We start from the raw sequence: 14553 nt of genomic DNA on the forward strand, positions 1-14553 counted from the left end.
CCCCCCCCAGCTGCAGGAATTCGTCGAACAGCGCGGCGAACTGCAACGGCGTGTATTTGTAGCGCCCCGGGTGCGCGATGACGGCGATGCCGCCCGCGCCGCGGATCCAGCCCACCGCCTCGGCCAGCGTGGCCCATTGCATCGGCACGTGGCCGGGCCGGTCGTCGCCCAGGTGCTTGGTGAAGACCGTCTGCACGTCGGGGCAGTAGCCGGCCTCGACCAGATAACGCGCGAAGTGCGTGCGGCTGATCAATTCCGGATTGCCGGCGAACGGCAGCGCGCCCTCATAGGCGCCGGGCATGCCCATCTCGGCCAGGCGTTCGCCGATGCGACGGGCGCGGTCGGCGCGGCCCGAGCGCGTCTTGCGCAGGCCTTCGACCAGCGCGGTGTTGGACGGGTCGAAACGCAGGCCGACGATGTGCACCGTCAGGCCGGCCCAGGTCACCGAGATCTCGACGCCGGTGGCAAAGCGCATGCCCAGTTCATCGGCCATGGCCGCGGCCTCGGCCAGACCGCCGACTTCGTCGTGGTCGGTCAGGGCCCAGACATCGACGCCGTTGGCGTGCGCGCGCTGCGCCACGTCGCGCGGCGCCAGGGCGCCGTCCGAGACCGTGGAATGGCAATGCAGATCGATGTTGAGCGCGGAAGGTTTCATGCAGCCTATTGTAGAGAAGCCCCGTCCCCCTGGGTAGCGGCGCCGGCCGGCGGCGTCCCCAATATGGCGGACGCGGAGGCGAACGGGCCGCCGCGAGCGGACGCCCGACAGGAACCACGCACGGCGCCCCGCGCGCCGCTTGCGGCCGTCAAGCCAGCAGGAAGTCCGCCACCGCCTTGATCTGGTCATCGGCCATCAGCGTCGGCGCATGGCCGACGCCGGCCACCTCGACCGCCTGGGCGCGCGGATTGCGCTGGCGCATTTCATCGACGGTCGCGCGCGTCAGCAGATCCGACTGCTCGCCGCGCACGATCAGGATCGGGCAGTCCACCGCGTCATACGAGCGCCACAGGATCTGCTCGCCGGCCGCCAGTTCGTCGCCGGTCTGCAGCGCCATCGGCTGCGCCAGCGCCAGGTCGTAGTGCTTGACCCATTGCCCGCCCTGCTCGGGATAGACGAAGCGCGCCAGGTGCTCCCACTGCGCGTCGGTATGCGGCCCGAAGGTCTCGGAATTGGCGCGCATGGCCGCCACCGCCTCGGCGAACGAACCGAACGCGCCCGGCTCGCCCACATACTGCCCGATGCGGCCCAGCGCGCCGGTCTCCAGGCGCGGGCCGACGTCGTTGAGCACCAGCTTCGACAGCCGGATGCCGTCCTGCGGCGGCAACATGCCGGCATGCGGGCGCAGCGGCAGCATGGCCCGCGCGAACGCGGCGGCGCCGGCCAGCCCCAGGCCGATCAACCCGCCCATCGAGGTGCCGACCCACGCCAGCGTGGCGGGCCGCAGCCGCGCCACCAGGGTGGCCATGTCGGACACGTACTGCGGCACGGTATAGAACGCCGGGTTGACCAGCCAGTCCGAGCGGCCGCGGCCGACCACGTCGGGGCACATCACCCGGAACTGCCCCGCCAGGCGCCGGGCCAGCGTATCGAAATCGCGCCCGCTGCGGGTCAGGCCGTGGACGCAGACCAGCACCCGGTCATTGGCCGGATCGCCCCATTCCCAGTAAGCCATGCGGTGCAGGCCCGCCGGGCTGGCGCAGGTGACGAATTCCAAACGGGGTTCCAGGCTCGCATCCAACATCGTTGTGCTCCGAAAAACCGGCGCGCGGCCGCGATGGCGGCGCCGTGCATGGCCGGTATCTTATCGGAAGCGCGCGCCGGCGCCAGGACGCAAGCGCGCCGCGACGCCGGGACGCAAGCGTGCACCGAGCCAGGACGCAGTCACTGGCCTGCGCCGCCGGCAGGCGGCGCCGCTAGGGATGCCGCCGCGCTGCCGGCGCGTCCGCGGGCAGCGCGGCCAGCACCTGGTCCGCCAGGTCCGCCACGCTGGCGCGGGTGTCCAGCGTCAGCACCGGACAGTGCAATTCTCGGATCCATTGCCGGTGCCGCTCGGGCGTGCGGGTGCCTTCGGCGCCGCTGTCGTAGCCGGCCGCCCATTCCAGGAACCGCCGGCTCTTCTCCCGGGCCGCAAGGTCGGTGTCGAGCGCCGCGCCGTAGCGTTCGGCCTCGCGCCGCCGCAGCCGGGCCATGCGCTCGGCCGCCGGCAGCCGCAGGAACACCACCAGCGTGAATTCGGGCACCAGCCCTTCGCCCCAGTTGTAGACCGAGCCGCCGCTGAGCACCCAGTCGTCATGCCCCCGCAGCCGTTCGCGGATGCGGCGCCAGCGTTCCTCCTTGGGATGCTTGTCGGTGAAGGGAGGATCGGTCGGCACCCAGTAGTAGTCGTCCGCTTCCAGGTGGGGCACGTCCAGGCGCTCGCCCAGGACCGCGCCCAGCGTGGTGGCGCCGCAGCCGGATGCGCCGAAAAGATGAATGCGCGTGGCCATGGGGCTCCCCTTGAAACGGACGCGACACGGCGGACCGCGGCCCGCCGACAACAGGCAACCAGTGTAGCGGCGTTCCCGCCGCCCGCGACGCGCCCGCAACGCCTTTCGATGGCGGCTGACTGGCCTAGAATGGCGCGTCGCCTCACGGCTTCGGGAACCCCACGCGCCATGCCCGGTGGATACATGCTCAATGGCGGCTACGTCGCCGCCGCCCTGCTCTTCATCGCCGCCCTGTTCGGCGTGCTGATCATCGGCCTGGCCGTCGGCGCGCGGGCCGGCCGCGGCAGCCGCCCGCAACTGGTGCTGGCCTGGCTGCTGGCGCTGCTGCTGGTGCCGCCCTGGCTGCTGACGCTGACCGCCAGCGGCGACATCTTCGGAGTGGTCCTGATTTCCCGCTACGCGCTGGCCCTGCCGGCGCTCGCCGCGCTATGGTGGCTGCGGCGCAGCATCCGCGCCTTCACCGGCCAGCGGCCGGGGCTGGAACGGCTGCCGCGCACACCCTGGCTACTGCTGCTGGCCGCGGTGCTGCTGTACAGCCTCCTGGGTTATTGGTCAGGTCATCGTTACGATTATTCGTTCGATATCAACGACACCATTACTTCCATGGTCTTTATCGTCGCCACGGGCCTGTTGGTGGCAGGATGCACCTGGGCCTTGCGCAGCAGCATACGTTGGTTAAGATTGGCGGGTCCCGGTTCAGTGGCCGAGGTATCCCGGCGCTGACGGCCCGCTGAAATTAGATTGCCTATCGGCCCGATTCAATCATTAAATTGGATTCCATCCGCCGGTCCGGGCGAGAGTTATGCGCTTCGAGCATTGCCAGATCAGTCAGTCCAGAATTGATATGGAGCCACTATGCACCAAAGCAGTCCGACTACTCAGCTAACGCCCTCCCGCCCGGAGGCCGCCCCGCCGCCCGAACCGCCCAAGGTCCTGCAGGACGTACTGGCGCGCGCCGACGTCCAGATCAACGGTTCGCGCCCCTGGGACATCCAGGTTCATGACAAGCACATGTACGAACGCGTCTTCGCCAGCTGGTCGCTGGGGTTGGGCGAGTCCTACATGGACGGCGAATGGGATTGCGAGCAGCTCGACGAACTCTTCACCCGCCTGCTGCGCGCCGACATGGGCTCGGCCGCCCTGGGCTTGGCGCGCGTCAAGCTGATCGCCGAACACCTGCGCCACAAGCTGTTCAACCTGCAATCGCGCAGCCGCGCCTTCGAGGTCGGCGAACAGCACTACGACGCCGGCAACGACGTGTTCGAGGCCATGCTCGACAGCCGCATGATCTACTCCTGCGCCTTCTGGGAACAGGCCGACACGCTGGAAGCCGCGCAGGAAGCCAAGCTCGACATGATCTGCCGCAAGCTGCAGCTCAAGCCCGGCGAGACCCTGCTGGACATCGGCTGCGGCTGGGGCGGACTGGCCAAGTTCGCCGCCGAACGCTACGGCGCCAGGGTCACCGGCGTCACCGTCTCCAAGGAACAGCTGGCGCTGGCCCAGGAACGCGTGCGCGGCCTGCCGGTGGAACTGCTGCTGCAGGACTACCGCGACCTGCAGGGCAGCTTCGACAAGGTGGTGTCGGTCGGCATGTTCGAACACGTCGGCCCCAAGAACTACGACACTTACTTCACCAACGTGCAGCGCCTGATGGCGCCTGGCGGCATCTTCCTGCTGCACACCATCGGCATCGCCTCGACCAGCCAGAGCACCGATCCCTGGATCGACCGCTACGTCTTCCCCAACGGCAAGCTGCCCTCGGCGCGCGAGATCAGCACCGCGGTCGAAGGCCGCTTCATCATCGAGGACTGGCACAACTTCGGCGCCGACTACGACCGCACGCTGATGGCCTGGTGGGACAACTTCCAGCGCGCCTGGCCACGGCTGCAGGAACGCTACGGCACGCGCTTCTACCGCATGTGGCAGTACTACCTGATGTGTTGCGCCGGCTTCTTCCGCTCGCGCGAAGGGCAGCTGTGGCAGGTGATCCTGACGCATCCGCAGCGCCAGGAGATGTACCGCTCGCTGCGTTGACGAGGATATCGGCCGCTGCGCCTCCAACTGGAGCAGCGGCCGATAGCGGGTCAGCAGGGTGAATGAGTCGCGCGCAGTCTTGCCCGCCTCATCGCGGGCGCCCCCATCACGCTCCCATCACGCCACCAGCTCGGCCGCCCGCGCCTCGGCGCCGACGCCCGCCGCATCCTCCAGGATCATCTGCGCCGCCCGCTCCGCGATCATGATGGTCGGTGAATTGGTGTTGCCCGACGTGATCGTCGGCATGATCGACGCATCGGCCACGCGCAGGCCTTGCAGGCCATGCACGCGCAGCCGCGCATCGACCACCGCGCCGTCATCGGCGCGGCGGCCCATGGCGCAGGTGCCGACCGGGTGGAAGATGGTGGTGCCGATCTTGCCGGCCGCCTCGCGCAGCTCGGCCTCGCTCTGGTAGGCCGGGCCCGGCAGCCATTCCTCGGGCTGGTAGCGCTGCAGCGCCGGCGCCGCGCTGATGCGCCGCACCAGCCGGATCGCGTCCGCCGCCACCTTCAGGTCCTGTTCCTCGCGCAGATAGTTCGGCGTGATGACCGGCGGCAACGAGCCGTCCACGCCCTGCGCGTGCACGCTGCCGCGCGATGCCGGCCGCAGGTTGCAGACGCTGGCGGTGAACGCGTCAAAGCCATGCAGCGGCTCGCCGAACGCGCCCAGCGACAAGGGCTGCACATGGAATTCCAGGTTGGCGCGCGCCTGGCCCGGATCGGACTTGGCGAAGGCGCCCAGTTGCGACGGCGCCATGCTCATCGGCCCGCTGCGGTTGAGCAGGTATTCCAGCCCGATGCCGGCCTTGCCCCACCAGGTCGAGGCGATGCGATTCAGCGTCTTCACGCCGCGCACCTTCAGGATGACGCGCAGTTGCAGATGGTCCTGCAGGTTCTCGCCCACGCCCGGCAAGGCATGGCGCAGCGCAATGCCGCTTTCGCGCAGGCGCGCCGGCTCGCCGATCCCCGACAGTTCCAGCAATTGCGGCGTGTTGACGGCGCCGGCCGCCAGCACCACTTCGCGCGCGGCGCGGACGCCGACGGACTGGCCTTCGCGCCGCACCTGCACGCCGACGCAGCGCGTGCCCTCGAACAGCAGGCGCTCGGCGTGCGAGCCCGTCATCACGTGCAGGTTGCTGCGCTCGCGCACCGGCCGCAGGAACGCCTTGGCGGTATTCCAGCGCCAGCCGCGGCGCTGGTTCACGTCGAAATAGCCGACCCCGAAGTTGTCGCCCCGGTTGAAATCCTGCACCCGCGGAATGCCTTCCTGCGCGGCCGCATCGGCGAAGGCGTCGAGGATGTCCCAGCGCAGCCGCTGCGCCTCGACCCGCCATTCGCCGCCGGCGCCGTGGAATTCGTCGCCCCCCGCGGTAATGGTCCTCGCTGCGCTTGAACACCGGCAGCACCTGGTCCCAGCTCCACGCCGGATCGCCGGCGATCCCGGCCCATTCGTCATAGTCCTGGCGCTGGCCGCGCATGTAGATCATGCCGTTGATCGATGAGCAGCCGCCCAGCACGCGACCGCGCGGATAGATCAGCGAGCGTCCGCCCAGGCCCGGCTCGGCGCCGGTGCGGTACATCCAGTCGGTGCGGGGATTGCCGATGCAATACAGGTAGCCGACCGGGATGTGGATCCAGTGGTAGTTGTCGCGCCCGCCCGCCTCCAGCAGCAGCACGCGCACCGCGGGATCGCGGCTCAGGCGGTTGGCCAGCACGCAGCCCGCCGACCCCGCGCCCACGATGATGTAGTCGTATGTCTCCATTTGCGCTTCTTCTTTTAAGTCTCAAGTGGCCGTGCCACTGTCGCGCAGCCGGCCGGCCCTGTCCAATGAATTGTTGAAAAGCGCTTTATAAGTCTCTTTAATAATGGGTATCGCCCTTTACGCGGGAAACGAGCCATGGACCTCAAGCACATCCGCACCTTTGCCGCCGTCGCGCGCGTCGGCAACCTGACGCGCGCGGCCGAGCACCTGCACCTGACGCAGCCGGCGCTCAGCCTGCAGCTCAAGAGCTTCCAGGAGGCCCTGGACCTGCCGCTGTTCACCCGCACCGCCCAGGGCCTGGCGCCCAATGCCGACGGCCGCGCCCTGCTGCCCTCGGCCCAGCGCGTGCTGGACGCGCTGGAAGACTTCGAGCGCGCCATCGGCGCGCTGCGCGTCACGGTGCAGGGGGAACTGCGCCTGGGCACCATCCTCGACCCCGAATTCCTGCGGCTGGGCGCCACCCTGCAATACCTGGTGCAGCACTACCCCAAGATCCGCCCCACCCTGCGCCACGGCATGTCCGGCTCGGTCGCCCGCCTGGTGCGCAACGGCGAGCTGGATGTCGGCTTCTCGCTCGGCCCGCGCGGCCCGGGGCACGGCCAGCCGGCGCTGCACGCCCTGCCGCTGGCGGCGTTCTCGTACTACGTGGTGGCGCCCAAGGGCTGGGGGCCACAACTGGCCGGCCGCGGCTGGCACGAAATCGCCGGCCTGCCCTGGATCTGGACGCCGCCCGACTCGGTCCATCACCGCCTGCTCGCGGCGAAATTCAGCGAACTGGGCGTCGCCCCCAACGCGGTCGCCGAGGTCGACCAGGAGGCCTCGATGCTGGACCTGGTGCGCTCCGGCGTCGGCCTGACCCTGGCGCGCGACTCCATCGCCCTGCGCGAATCGCAGGCGCACGGGCTGGCGCTGGCGCCGGGGCTGTCGATCGAGGCGGAACTGGCCTTCATCACGCTGGCCTCGCGGCGCGAGGAACCCATGATCGCGGCCGCCTTCGACGCGGTGCGCGCCGCCTTCGGCTGACCAGGAGAGACTCCCCCATGCGCTCACGCTTGCTCGCTATCGGCCTGGCCCTTGCCCTGGCCTGCGCCGCCGTCCCCGTCATGGCCGCCGCCCCCGGCAACGAAGCCGAATGGACCCGGGCCGTGCAACGCCGCCTGATCAGCCGCCTGGATTATCCGAAAGAGGCGCACCGCCTCAGCGGTCCGATCAGCCTGTCCCTGAAGATCACGGCGCTGCGCAACGGCGCCATCTACGACGTCGTGGTGAGCCGGTCCTCCGGCGACGCCGCCGTCGACCAGGCCGCCGTCGCCATGGTGCGGCGCGCCGGCCCGCTGCCGGCCTTTCCGGACGCCATGACCCAGGAAAAGACCGAGCTCATGCTGCCGCTGCGCTTCCAGCAGGAAGACGACACGGCGCCCGCCACCGACCGGGGTCCGCCCGCCGACATTCCGCCGCGCCGCTACGTCGATGCCGCCACCGGCTTCGGCGTCACCGTGCCCTCGCCGATGCGCGTCGGCCCCGCCTCCGCCCGCGGCCGATACGATGCCTTGATCGAGGTGTCCAGCCCCGACGGCTTTCCGCCTCCGGCGCCGGACGCCAAGTACCTCTGCCGCATCGGTTTCCTCGCCACGCCCGCGGGCGCCAAGCCGTCGGCCGCGCCCACGCTGCGCGCCCAGGTCGCCGCGGCCGAACGCCGGCAACGCAACCTGCGCGGATCCATCGAGCTATACGACCGGTTCACCCTCGGCGGTGTGCAAGGCCTGGACTACATCGCGGCGCCGGGCCCCGGCCGCGCGGACACGCTGTACTACTACGCCGACGTCGTTCTGCCACAGGGCAGCGTCCACATGGCCTGCGCCACCCTGCGCGACGCCATGCCGGCCGCGATGACGATGTTCCGCCAGGTGCGCGACGGCATCGCCGCCAGGCCGCGCTGACCCGTGGGCCGGACCGCGCGCGTCAAAGCGGCGGCAGATTGCCGGGCACCAGCCGTTCGGCCATGGTGAAGCCGTCGATATAGTCGCGAAAGTGCTTGAGGAAGGCGGCCTCGGCCGGACTGCGTTGCACATCCCGATGCCACAACAGGTGCAGATCGACCGAGCACACGCCTTCGCCAGGCGGCAGCCGCCACAACCGGCCCTCGGCCAGGTCGCGCCGCACGCTGTGCTCGGGCAGGCAGCCGATGCCGAAACCGGCGATGAGCAGCCGCTTGACCTCGTCATGCTGCGTGGATGTCGCCACCACCCGCCCTGAAAAGCCGCGCTGGTCGCGAAAGATCGTCAACGGCGACAGGCTGTCGCCCAGGGCATCGCTGGCGAAAGAGACGAAGTTCTCGCCCATCAGGTCTTCGATGCGCAGATCCTGCCGCCCGAACAGCGCATGGTTGCGTCCACAGAACAGCGCGTAGCGCTGATGCAGGAAAACCTTGTTCTCGAGCCGCTTGGGCATCTGCCGGCACAACGCGATACCCGCCGTGCCCACGCGCTGCTGCATCAGCGTGACGATCTCGCTGCTGGGCAGCACATCCATCTGCACGTCGATACGCGGCCAGGCCTTGTGGAACGCCGCCCAGAAATCGTCGTAGACCTGTGAATGGATGCGGCTGGCGACCAGCAGATGGATGCGGCCGGTCGCCTCGACCTCCGTCTGCGAGACATCGGCCAGCAGCTGCGACACGTTGCCGTAGATCGCCTCGGCCGCGCGGCATACCTCTTCACCGGCATTGGTAACGGTGAACGCCTGGTTGTGCCGTTCGATCAGGCGCCGGTCCAGCTGTTCCTCCAGCCGCTTGAGCGCCTGGCTGACCGCCGATTGCGTCAGGTGCAGCTTGGCGGCCGCGCCGCTGATGCTGCGCTCCTGCACGATGACCAGGAAGGTGCGCAGCAGGTTCCAGTCGAGGCGATCGCCGCTGCGGGGGTCGGCGGGGTGAGCGCGCGTCATCGGGGGTCCTTGCGGGAAATCAGAAGACATCAATTTTACTTAAGTAAAAAATTAAAAATCATAAATTGACGTTATATCGGCGCGAGAGCGATAAACACGCCTTCGAACAACGACAAACTCCCAAGAGGAAAACCATGACCGCTCCCGCCCATGCGCCGGCGGCGCGCCAGCCCGTCCGGGCCGCAACCGCCGCATTCGTCGGCACCACCATCGAGTGGTACGACTTTTATATCTATGCCACCGCCGCCGCGCTGGTTTTCGGCAAAGTCTTCTTCCCCACGGCCGATCCATTCGTCAGCACCATGGCGTCATTCGGCACCTTCGCCGCCGGCTTCCTGGCGCGGCCGCTCGGCGGCGTCATCTTCGGCCATCTCGGCGACCGCGTCGGCCGCAAGAACGCGCTGATGGCGACCCTGGTCATCATGGGCCTGGCCACGGTCGGCATCGGCCTGCTGCCGAGCTACGCCAGCGCCGGCTTGTGGGCGCCCGCGCTGTTGCTGCTGCTGCGCCTGGCGCAGGGCCTGGCCGTCGGCGGCGAATGGGGCGGCGCCGTGTTGATGGCCGGCGAACATGCCTCGCAACGCCGCCGCACCTTCGCCGCCTCGTTCGCCCAATTGGGCAGCCCGGCCGGCCTGATCCTCTCGCTGCTCGCCTTCCGCTTGCTGACGACCCTGGACGAAGCCGATTTCGTCAGCTGGGGCTGGCGCGTGCCCTTCCTGATCAGCGCGGTGCTGTTGCTGGTCGGCTACTTCATCCGGGTCGGCGTCAATGAATCGCCCGACTTCGCCAAGGTGCTCGAACGCCAGGAGCGCGCCGAGATCCCGGCCAAGGAAGTGCTGCGCACCGCCTGGCGCACCGTGCTGCTGTGCATGGGCGTGTGCACCGTGGCGATCGGCGGCATCTACTTCACCAACACCTTCATGCTGTCGTACACCACCCAGACGATGGGCCTGAGCCGCACGTTGATCCTCGACTGCCTGTTCGTGGTCGCCATCATCCAGTTCTTCGTGCAGCCGCTGGCGGCCTGGCTGGCCGACGCCCTCGGTCCCACCCGGGTGCTCATCACGGCTGCCTTCTGCTCGGTGCTGGCGCCCTATCCCATGTTCATGCTCGTGTCGCAGGGCACGCCGTACAGCATCATCGGCGGCATCGCCATCGTGCTGGTCTTCATGGCCGCGATCTATTCCGCGATGGCCGGCTACATCAGCTCGGCGTTCCCCACCCACGTGCGCTACTCCGGCATCTCGCTGTCGTACCAGCTGTGCGGCGCGGTCGCCGGCGGCATGACGCCGCTGGTCGGCACCTGGTTGACCTATCACTACCCCGGACAGTGGCTGCCGCTCGCGTTCTTCTACTCGATGCTTTCAGCGATCACGCTGGTGTCGATCTGGGCGCTGGCCGGCCACAAGCGCCGCCTCGCGCTGGACGCGCCGGGCATCACCCCCGCCCCTGCCGCCTGACTCGCCGCTCTTCCCTTCTTTCAGGAACCCCCATGACACAGACCACCACCCCGCCCGCCCTCTCCGAGGAGCAGACCCGCCGGATCCTGCAGGCCGTCGACGCGCATTTCGACGCCCAGCTGGCCTTCACCCAGGATCTCGTGCGCTTTCCTTCGCTGCGGGAACAGGAACATACCGCGCAGGACTTCCTCTACGAGGCGATGCGCGCGCGCGGCTTCGCGATGGACCGCTGGAAGATCGACGTCAAGGACATCGAGGCCCACCCCGGCTTCGGCCCGGTGACCGTCTCGTACGAAAACGCCTTCAATGTCGTCGGCACCTATCGTCCCGCGCAGCAGCAGGGCCGTTCGCTCATCCTGAACGGGCATATCGACGTGGTGCCCACCGGCCCCGTGGACATGTGGACCCGCTCGCCGTGGGATCCGGCGATCATCGACGGCTGGATGTATGGCCGCGGCGCGGCCGACATGAAGGCGGGCCTGGCCGCCAACCTGTATGCCTACGACGCCGTGCGCGCCGCCGGCTATGAACCCGCCGCCCCGATCTACTTCCAGTCGGTGGTCGAAGAGGAATGCTCCGGCAACGGCGCCCTGGCCGCCTTGCTGCGCGGCTACCAGGCCGACGCCGTGATCATTCCGGAGCCGGAAGAAAACATGCTGGTCCGAGCCAACGTCGGCGTCCTGTGGTTCAAGGTCCGCGTGCAGGGTCATCCCACGCATACCCGCGAGATGGCCAACGGCTTCAACGCCATCGACGCCGCCTACGCCGCCATCGAAGCGCTGCGCGGGATCGAGGCGAAATGGAACGCGGAACACCACTGCCACCGTCATTTCGAACACCTCGACCATCCGATCAACTTCAATATCGGCAAGATCGAGGGCGGCGACTGGCCGTCGACGGTACCGCCCTGGTGTGAATTCGACGTGCGCGCGGCGATCTATCCGGGCACCACCGCGGATGAGGCCCGCGCGCAGATCGACGCCTGCCTGCGCGACGCCGTCGCCGACCCGCGGCTTGGCGGCACGCCGCCCCAGGTCACCTACACCGGCTTCTATGCCGAGGGCTACGTGCTCGAAGAAGGCAGCGATGCCGAAAACACGCTGCGCGAATGCCACCAGCAGGCCTTCAAGAGCGACCTCGAAAGCTTCACGACTCCGGGCTATCTCGACGCCCGCGTCTTCGTGATCTATGGCGACATGCCGACACTGGTCTATGGTCCGAAGTCGCTCGACATCCATGGCTTTGACGAACGCGTCCATCTCGAATCGCTGCGGCTGATCACCAAGACCATCGCGCTTTTCATTGCCCAATGGTGCGGCATCAGCGCAACGCAGGCCAAGGCCGGCTGAGTCAGGGGCCGGCCGGTTCAACGCCCCTGCCAGTAGCGCCGCTGCCGCACGCGCTGCGCCCACACCGACAGGCCGCCGGCGCGCGACTCGGCCAGCACCGCCCCATCGCGGTCGCTGCGCCAGAAGGCCGCGCCGGCGCGAAGCCAGCGCCGCTCCACCGCCGGCGCCGGATGTCCGAAACGGTTCAAGTAGCCGCACTGCGCAATCGCGTGGCCGGCGTGCGAGGCCGCCACCAGTTCCCGCCCGGATGACCACGCCGACCCGTGATGCGGCGCCAGCACGATATCGGTCGGCGGCAGGCCCAGCGCGGCCAGCTCGCGCTCCTGCGCCACGCCGATGTCGCCCGTCAGCAGCAGCGAATGGGCGCGGCCCTCGATGCGCAGCACGCAGCTGTTGGCATTGCGGTCGCCCCCGCGCACCTCGGCGCCCGGCGCGGGATGCAGAAAGGTGAAGGTCACGCCGTCGACGCGCCAGCTGTCGCCGCGCTCGCAGCGCAGCATCCGCGCAGGCGGGACATAGACCGTCCCCGCGTCCGGCGCACGATCCGCCGCCACGTCCGCCCCCCCGTCCGCGGGCCGTCCGGCGCCGGTCGCCACACCCGCGCGCGGCTCGGGCCACGACCGGGCATCGCGCCGCAGCCATTGCGCCACATCGAACGACGCATAGCTGCGCGCCACCGGCACCGCCGCCAGCACCGAGCGCGTGCCGCCCACGTGATCCAGGTCCGCGTGCGACAGCACCAGCACATCCAGCTTACCGATGCCGCGCGCCAGCAACTGCGGCGCGATCACCCGCTCGCCGGCATCGCCGCCGCCGAAGTGGCGCGGCCCCGCATCGAACAACAGGGTCTGGCTCGCGGTTTCCACCAGGATCGCGCTGCCCTGCCCGATATCCATCGCGCTCATGCGCCAGTCGCCCGGCTCGGGCCGCGCCGGCCGCCAGCACAACAGCGGCAGCATGCACAGCCAGCCCAGCCGCCGCGCCGGCCAGCCTTGCGCCTGCAAGGCCCACACCATGCCGGCCAGCGCCCACAGCAGCCATGGCCACGGCGCCGCCGCCACCGTGAAGCTAGCCCACTCCGCATTGCCCACCCAGGCCACCACCGTCATCGCCAGGTCGAACACCCACGCGCCCGCCTGCCCCGCCACCGCGGCCACGCCGGCCGTGGCCGGCGCCACGGAGAACATGGCGCACAGCAGCGCCAGCGGCGTGACCAGGAACGTCACCGCCGGAATCGCCACCGCGTTGGCCAGCGGCGACCCAAGCGACACCTGGTGCACCAGGAACGCCAGCAACGGCGTCAAGCCCAGCGTCACCGTCAGCTGCAAGCGCACGGCCTGCGACAGCGTCGCGCGCCAGCGCTGCCCCCATCCGGCATCCGCGTCGCGCGGCGCCTGCGCCACGCGCAGCAGGATCGCCGCCGCGCCGAACGACAGCCAGAAGCCCGCCGCCATCGGCGCCCACGGATCCAGCATCACCACTGCCGCGGCGGCAAACGCCAGCACCCGGCCCGCCGATACCCGCAGGCGCGACCAGCCTGCCGCCAACACCACCAGCAACATGAAGAACGTGCGCCGCGACGGCACGCCCCAACCCGCCAATAGGCAATACGCCAGCCCCACCGCCATCGCCGCGGCGCCGCCGACGATGCGCGCCGGCACCCGCTCGGCCAGCCCGCCGCCGCGCCAGCGCGCGCGCCGCCACATCGACGCCAGCAGCCAGCCCGCCAGGCCCGCGATCGACGTCACATGCATGCCGCTGATGGACACCAGATGCGTGATGCCGCTGCGATTGAACAGGCGCCAGTCGTCGCGCGCCACGCCAGCCTGGTCGCCGATCGCCAGCGCGATCAGCACCGGCGCGTAGCGATGTCCGCCCAGGGCGCGCCGCATGCCTGCGCGCACCCGATACCGGGCCCGCTCGATGGCGACACCGGCTGACGCCCAGGGCTGGTCTTCCAGCAAGCGGGGCTGCCCCCGCACCGTGCCCGTGGCGCGCAGGCCACGCGCGAACAGGCGCGCCTCGCCATCCGGCGCGTCGGGATTGAGCGGCGCATGCGGCCGGCGCAGCACCAGCGCCATGCGCCACACCTGGCCCGGCGCCACCGCCGGCAGCCCCGGCTGCGCGCCGGGCGGCGCCAACCACGACACCAGGATGCGCCGCGGAATGCCGGAACGCGGCGGCCCGACCTGCTCGCCGACGAAACGCACGCCGCCCGCCTCATCGTCGGGCAGCTCGGCCACACGCAACGCCAGCCGCGCGACGGCGTTCTGGTGCAGGTCGGCCAAGGCGTCGTCCAGCCGCCATTGCGCCTGTATCGCGGCGTTGACGGCGCCCGCCAGCAGTCCCGCGGCCAGGCAGGCCAGCATCCCCGCCAGCCGGCCGCGCCAACGCCGCACAGCCAGCGGCAACAGGGCGCAGGCCGCCCCGGCCGACAGATAGAACCCCGCCCCGGGCAGCGCCGCCAGTGTCTGCACCGCTCCCGCGCCCGCCACGATGGCCAGGCAGAATATGCGCCCCT

At 69.7% G+C, this 14553-nt stretch carries 12 protein-coding genes and 1 pseudogene; 6 read left to right on the forward strand and 7 right to left on the reverse strand.

The genetic code is table 11. The features are described 5' to 3' along the window. The 3 genes from AOZ49_RS26415 to AOZ49_RS26425 form a co-directional block, all read right to left on the reverse strand. The coding region (locus AOZ49_RS26415) for a PHP domain-containing protein (RefSeq protein ID WP_054478667.1) at nt 1–655 on the reverse strand (655 nt) is incomplete at its 3' end. 148 nt (nt 656–803) lie between these two features. Beyond that, entirely contained in the window at nt 804–1739 is a 936-nt protein-coding gene (locus tag AOZ49_RS26420) for an alpha/beta fold hydrolase (protein WP_054478669.1), read from the reverse strand. 172 nt (nt 1740–1911) lie between these two features. Continuing rightward, nucleotides 1912–2484, reverse strand: a complete 573-nt coding sequence (locus AOZ49_RS26425) for an AAA family ATPase (protein WP_054429823.1) — start codon at nt 2482–2484, stop codon at nt 1912–1914. Between the two features lie 108 nt (nt 2485–2592). Here AOZ49_RS26425 and AOZ49_RS26430 point away from each other — a divergent pair, with 108 nt between their 5' ends. Together AOZ49_RS26430 and cfa are read left to right on the forward strand one after the other, a co-directional pair. Continuing rightward, complete coding sequence (locus tag AOZ49_RS26430) at nt 2593–3207, forward strand: hypothetical protein (protein WP_197286784.1); 615 nt, start codon at nt 2593–2595, stop codon at nt 3205–3207. 132 nt (nt 3208–3339) lie between these two features. Next, entirely contained in the window at nt 3340–4518 is a 1179-nt protein-coding gene (cfa, locus tag AOZ49_RS26435; RefSeq protein WP_054429825.1) for a cyclopropane fatty acyl phospholipid synthase, read from the forward strand. Nucleotides 4519–4635: 117 nt separating this feature from the next. Here cfa and AOZ49_RS26440 read toward each other — a convergent pair whose 3' ends face one another. Together AOZ49_RS26440 and AOZ49_RS34040 are read right to left on the reverse strand one after the other, a co-directional pair. Next, entirely contained in the window at nt 4636–5769 is a 1134-nt protein-coding gene (locus AOZ49_RS26440) for a GMC family oxidoreductase (protein WP_369815879.1), read from the reverse strand. Nucleotides 5770–5872: 103 nt separating this feature from the next. Beyond that, nucleotides 5873–6280: pseudogene (locus AOZ49_RS34040) on the reverse strand (GMC family oxidoreductase); the annotation flags it as partial. Between the two features lie 135 nt (nt 6281–6415). Here AOZ49_RS34040 and AOZ49_RS26445 point away from each other — a divergent pair. Both AOZ49_RS26445 and AOZ49_RS26450 read left to right on the forward strand, forming a co-directional pair. Beyond that, the gene (locus AOZ49_RS26445) at nt 6416–7303 is read left to right on the forward strand and encodes a LysR family transcriptional regulator (protein WP_054478671.1); all 888 of its coding nucleotides are present in this window, start codon (nt 6416–6418) and stop codon (nt 7301–7303) included. Nucleotides 7304–7320: 17 nt separating this feature from the next. Beyond that, a complete protein-coding gene (locus AOZ49_RS26450) occupies nt 7321–8220 on the forward strand; it encodes a TonB family protein (protein ID WP_082380591.1) in 900 nt (299 codons plus the stop codon). Between the two features lie 22 nt (nt 8221–8242). On the opposite strand, the gene AOZ49_RS26455 is transcribed toward AOZ49_RS26450, so the two are convergent. Next, the gene (locus tag AOZ49_RS26455; protein ID WP_054429829.1) at nt 8243–9223 is read right to left on the reverse strand and encodes a LysR family transcriptional regulator; all 981 of its coding nucleotides are present in this window, start codon (nt 9221–9223) and stop codon (nt 8243–8245) included. 134 nt (nt 9224–9357) lie between these two features. Between AOZ49_RS26455 and AOZ49_RS26460 the strand changes: the two genes are divergently transcribed. Then, nucleotides 9358–10683 carry an MFS transporter gene (locus AOZ49_RS26460; RefSeq protein ID WP_054478675.1) on the forward strand — a complete coding sequence of 442 codons (1326 nt, stop codon included), beginning with the start codon at nt 9358–9360 and terminating at the stop codon, nt 10681–10683. 32 nt (nt 10684–10715) lie between these two features. Further along, a complete protein-coding gene (locus AOZ49_RS26465) occupies nt 10716–12032 on the forward strand; it encodes an ArgE/DapE family deacylase (RefSeq protein ID WP_054478678.1) in 1317 nt (438 codons plus the stop codon). A gap of 17 nt (nt 12033–12049) precedes the next feature. Here the strand turns inward: AOZ49_RS26465 and AOZ49_RS26470 are convergent, their stop codons facing one another. After that, the gene (locus tag AOZ49_RS26470; RefSeq protein WP_082380593.1) at nt 12050–14500 is read right to left on the reverse strand and encodes a DNA internalization-related competence protein ComEC/Rec2; all 2451 of its coding nucleotides are present in this window, start codon (nt 14498–14500) and stop codon (nt 12050–12052) included. Nucleotides 14501–14553 lie beyond the last annotated feature (53 nt).

Source organism: Achromobacter sp. 2789STDY5608615, assembly GCF_001298995.1.
GTDB lineage: Bacteria > Pseudomonadota > Gammaproteobacteria > Burkholderiales > Burkholderiaceae_B > Achromobacter > Achromobacter insuavis.

Bases quoted from the DNA above. Each gene is read 5' to 3' on its own strand.
- AOZ49_RS26420 (WP_054478669.1), bottom strand. From the start codon at position 1,739: ATGTTGGATGCGAGCCTGGAACCCCGTTTGGAATTCGTCACCTGCGCC.
- AOZ49_RS26425 (WP_054429823.1), bottom strand. From the start codon at position 2,484: ATGGCCACGCGCATTCATCTTTTCGGCGCATCCGGCTGCGGCGCCACC.
- AOZ49_RS26430 (WP_197286784.1), top strand. From the start codon at position 2,593: ATGGCGGCTGACTGGCCTAGAATGGCGCGTCGCCTCACGGCTTCGGGA.
- cfa (WP_054429825.1), top strand. From the start codon at position 3,340: ATGCACCAAAGCAGTCCGACTACTCAGCTAACGCCCTCCCGCCCGGAG.
- AOZ49_RS26445 (WP_054478671.1), top strand. From the start codon at position 6,416: ATGGACCTCAAGCACATCCGCACCTTTGCCGCCGTCGCGCGCGTCGGC.
- AOZ49_RS26450 (WP_082380591.1), top strand. From the start codon at position 7,321: ATGCGCTCACGCTTGCTCGCTATCGGCCTGGCCCTTGCCCTGGCCTGC.
- AOZ49_RS26455 (WP_054429829.1), bottom strand. From the start codon at position 9,223: ATGACGCGCGCTCACCCCGCCGACCCCCGCAGCGGCGATCGCCTCGAC.
- AOZ49_RS26460 (WP_054478675.1), top strand. From the start codon at position 9,358: ATGACCGCTCCCGCCCATGCGCCGGCGGCGCGCCAGCCCGTCCGGGCC.
- AOZ49_RS26465 (WP_054478678.1), top strand. From the start codon at position 10,716: ATGACACAGACCACCACCCCGCCCGCCCTCTCCGAGGAGCAGACCCGC.